The organism is Gluconacetobacter tumulicola (genome assembly GCF_014174215.1).
Taxonomy (GTDB): domain Bacteria; phylum Pseudomonadota; class Alphaproteobacteria; order Acetobacterales; family Acetobacteraceae; genus Gluconacetobacter; species Gluconacetobacter tumulicola.
In genome coordinates, this window is the sequence record NZ_JABEQL010000055.1 from 1 (window position 1) to 3,279 (window position 3,279).

General features: G+C 49.8%; 5 protein-coding genes and 1 pseudogene. All 6 read right to left on the minus strand.

Features of this window, described 5'->3' with window-relative positions:
- Positions 1 to 191 precede the first annotated feature (191 nt).
- Positions 192 to 539 (minus strand): annotated as a pseudogene (locus HLH29_RS20110) (phage tail terminator protein); the annotation flags it as partial.
- Positions 536 to 940 (minus strand): hypothetical protein, encoded by a 405-nt coding sequence (locus HLH29_RS19095; RefSeq protein WP_182968952.1) that lies wholly within the window; start codon positions 938 to 940, stop codon positions 536 to 538. The gene HLH29_RS19095 and the pseudogene HLH29_RS20110, both read right to left, overlap by 4 nt.
- On the minus strand, positions 940 to 1,314 hold the full coding sequence (locus HLH29_RS19100) for a hypothetical protein (RefSeq protein ID WP_182968953.1): 375 nt from the start codon (positions 1,312 to 1,314) through the stop codon (positions 940 to 942). The genes HLH29_RS19095 and HLH29_RS19100 overlap by 1 nt, the downstream gene beginning before the upstream one ends.
- Positions 1,311 to 1,961 carry a phage gp6-like head-tail connector protein gene (locus HLH29_RS19105; protein WP_182968954.1) on the minus strand — a complete coding sequence of 217 codons (651 nt, stop codon included), beginning with the start codon at positions 1,959 to 1,961 and terminating at the stop codon, positions 1,311 to 1,313. The genes HLH29_RS19100 and HLH29_RS19105 overlap by 4 nt, the downstream gene beginning before the upstream one ends.
- Positions 1,962 to 2,170: 209 nt before the next feature.
- A complete protein-coding gene (locus tag HLH29_RS19110; RefSeq protein ID WP_182968955.1) occupies positions 2,171 to 2,785 on the minus strand; it encodes a hypothetical protein in 615 nt (204 codons plus the stop codon).
- A gap of 71 nt (positions 2,786 to 2,856) precedes the next feature.
- Complete coding sequence (locus tag HLH29_RS19115) at positions 2,857 to 3,207, minus strand: DUF4145 domain-containing protein (RefSeq protein WP_182968956.1); 351 nt, start codon at positions 3,205 to 3,207, stop codon at positions 2,857 to 2,859.
- Between the last annotated feature and the right edge of the window lie 72 nt (positions 3,208 to 3,279).

The window sequence follows — 3,279 nt, forward strand, 5'->3', positions numbered from 1 at the left end:
GTCCATGGCAAAGGCCCAGTTCGCCATTCTCTTCGGTGAACGCTTCGCACGCGCCACCGTCTGATCAACAACGTGAACAACGCCTCGCACACGAAATTCCTGACAGTCCCGTGATAGACGGCGCGGCTGTTCGAACTATCAAGGCTCGATACCATTGATCCGCCGCTGAAGGACATCGGATAGCCATTGGATCGTTCAGGGCAGATATCCCAGCCCATCAAGCATCCCTTCAAATCTGCTCTTGCGAGGTCGAAGGCATCGCTGGCAGCTTGGTATCCGGTGTCATCGGTTGTCATGTCGAGAACAACGACCACCTGATAGGTTGTTGTCTCGTAGGCCATATAACCCGGCATATTCTCGTTTTCAGATGCCGTGGTCATTGGAACCAATACGCCTGCGAATGGCATATCAGTTTGATTGATGGTCTGTTGGTTCATCATCCGGTTGATATCCGCGATACCGGAGACCTTTTTGAAGTATGTTGTCTTGTCTCGTATTCTCTTAATCACATCGACTGTTCTGGGTATTGGTGCTGTCATGGCTTCTCCATTTTGAGTTGTAATATGGCTTCAAGGCGCTTTTCGATTTCGGGACGCATCTGATCGAGGACGGTCGAGAGATAGGGACGGGGAGCAACGACTGATCCGTTATTCAGGGTTGCGCCTGCTTCCAGGGCGGTCGCGTATCTCGCGGTGTCGATGATCGTCACCTTGTTGTTCTTGACCTGGACCCGGATGAGCTTGGCGAGGTTGCCGGTCCAGCTTGCCGGCGCTTGGCCTGGCTGGCTCGCTTTATGAGGGCTCTTACTGGCCTGGGATCGGATGAGCGCCTGCGTCTTCTTCTTGATCTCGTTACCGATCAGGCGAAGCTCTTTCTTCAAAGCGTCTTTGTTCAGGATAAGCTGGCCGGGATCGCTGAGTTGGAATCTGATCGTCGGCATCAGGGAGCGCCCGTCTGCTTCGACAGATGGCACGTCAGGTATCTGTTCTCCTGTTCGACGGCCATTTGCCTGACCACCTGATAATAGACCGTGATGACCGACCTATCGGGCTGGCGCACCTGCTGGGAGACGTAGGTGAAGGCGTTGAGGTCGGAGCGGTAGCGGGTTCTGAGGATCGACGTGAAATCCCTCATGTTCTCCTGAACGCCGTTGACGACAGGGAAGGGGTTCACGTCGAAGAGTTCGCCATACTCGTATCTGGGGTTGGTCAACTGTTTAGTGTTGCCACGGCCATCTTCTGTCTCGGCCTGTTCCCAATCATAGAACGTCAGCTTTTGAAGAAATTTGCCCTCATCAATGATGCTACTGGTCATGGTCTGACGCCGAACGAGAAGCGTTGATGAAGATCCAGCAGGGAGTCGATGAAGCTGTTTGTGAGGCCGATCTCGTCAGCGCCACGGTTCTTGTACATGCGCTTGGTCATCTCTTTGATGGCCAGTGTCAGGGTGGTTGGGATGCTCGATGTGTCTGGTGCGATGCCGCCGATATAGCTGATCACCATGTGGCTATGAGTGCGGTACAGGTCATTCAGGTTGTAGTTGAAGGACATCTGGATGCGCGCTGGGTCAGTCGTGATATCAGCGAAGAAATCGACACCCTCGGTCAGTGTGACGTCATCAGCGCCCCACATGGCTGCCGTGACGCCTGTGATGCTCTGTGCGCCGGTTGGTAGGTTGATCCACTGGCCCTGGTTCGTGCCGAAGCCGAAGACCCCTGTGCCGCTGCTGAGAAACGAACGGAAGAAGTAGTCGTCTTGAGCCATTTCGCCTTTAGCGATGACCCATGTGATGGGCGTATAGACGAGAAAGTCGCCTATGCGGTCCTGAACGTAATCCTGAGCCGTTTGTGCCAGAGCTTGGATCAAGGTCGCTTGCGAGGGGTCGAGGACCGCGCAATAGTCCATCAGGTCATCAACATCTATGACTAGGGGAGGCTTGGTTCCTTTTAGGTTGGATATCATCGCATTCCCCTTATTTGGTTATCTTGTCGGGGATGGATTCAGTGATCTGGATAAGCTCCGCACATCCGAGTTCGATGAGCTTCAAGCCTACCTGTGGTCTAACGGTTAATGTCTGACCTAGCTGGAACTTCTTATGGGTCTTTGTTATCTTTATGAGCATTGGATACCTCAAGCGGTTGTTTGAGGTATTTATTTAGGAATATGATATATTATGTTTGACCATTCTCGATTTCAGTAATCATCATATGGATTTCTTTGTATGTTGCGTTTAGATAATCGTATATATTTTTTTCTCTTGTATCGAGCTTGGCATAAACGAGCCTATTTTGAAATGTTTTATCACTTATTTCTATATAAACGTCAAGATCTATATAAGATGATATAATGTACAGTAGCCGATCCTTATTATTTTCTACGTTTAATAGAATATGAAATGATTGGTATATCATTTTGACTCTTTTGGAAAACGTGACATATTCACTCATTAAATCACGCCTTGTCATATCATCACATTTTATCTTCCTGAGTGAGGCTGATGTATCCTCGCAGAGTTTTTTTAAGATATCATTAGCTACTGAGAATTCGTCTACATCAACACTTCGCTTTGATATCTCTTCTGTTCTATCGGAGGCTCGTTTGGCCCACATCGCTGCGATACAAGCAACTATGACAGCTAAAAGAGATCCTAACGCAGATGCCCAGTCAGCAACAGATCCCCACTCGATACATGAAGTAAGCAAAGGTGGATAAGTCGGTGTAAAAGCTCCTAACCCAACAACGATACAGATACTTACGAGCGAGAGAGATAGTTGTGCTTTATTCACGTTACTGCGATCTCAGCTATTTGGTGGTCGATGACTGGGGCTCTACATCAGACGGATGAGAATGCGCTCTCTCAACTCGTCTCTCGGCCGTCGCGTCGATCAATACGGTCTCTCTCGGGTTGAGGGAGAGTCGCAAAAACACCACTGATCTTTTTCGCGCGAGTGATCTGATCGTCAACGATATAGCCGATCAAACTCACCAATGTCTGGAAATGGTCGCCCGTGTCATCTGCCAACATAGGTATCTCGTGAGCGGCATGTAGAGCTTTGTTCCCTGCCACCCGAACATAATCCATTGCCTGCTGAATCGTATCATCACAACGGTTCTCAGCGACTAGCTTCTTGATTGCGTCACTCGGATTGTCTTTTCCAGTGACCTTCTTCGGGACTGTCAGGAATTTCGTGTGCGAGGCGTTGTTCACGTTGTTGATCAGACGGTGGCGCGTGCGAAGCGTTCACCGAAGAGAATGGCGAACTGGGCCTTTGCCATGGAC

What these genes read in the sequence shown, in the direction of transcription:
- HLH29_RS19095 (WP_182968952.1), bottom strand. Translation starts at nt 940, where the DNA reads ATGCCGACGATCAGATTCCAACTCAGCGATCCCGGCCAGCTTATCCTG.
- HLH29_RS19100 (WP_182968953.1), bottom strand. Translation starts at nt 1,314, where the DNA reads ATGACCAGTAGCATCATTGATGAGGGCAAATTTCTTCAAAAGCTGACG.
- HLH29_RS19105 (WP_182968954.1), bottom strand. Translation starts at nt 1,961, where the DNA reads ATGATATCCAACCTAAAAGGAACCAAGCCTCCCCTAGTCATAGATGTT.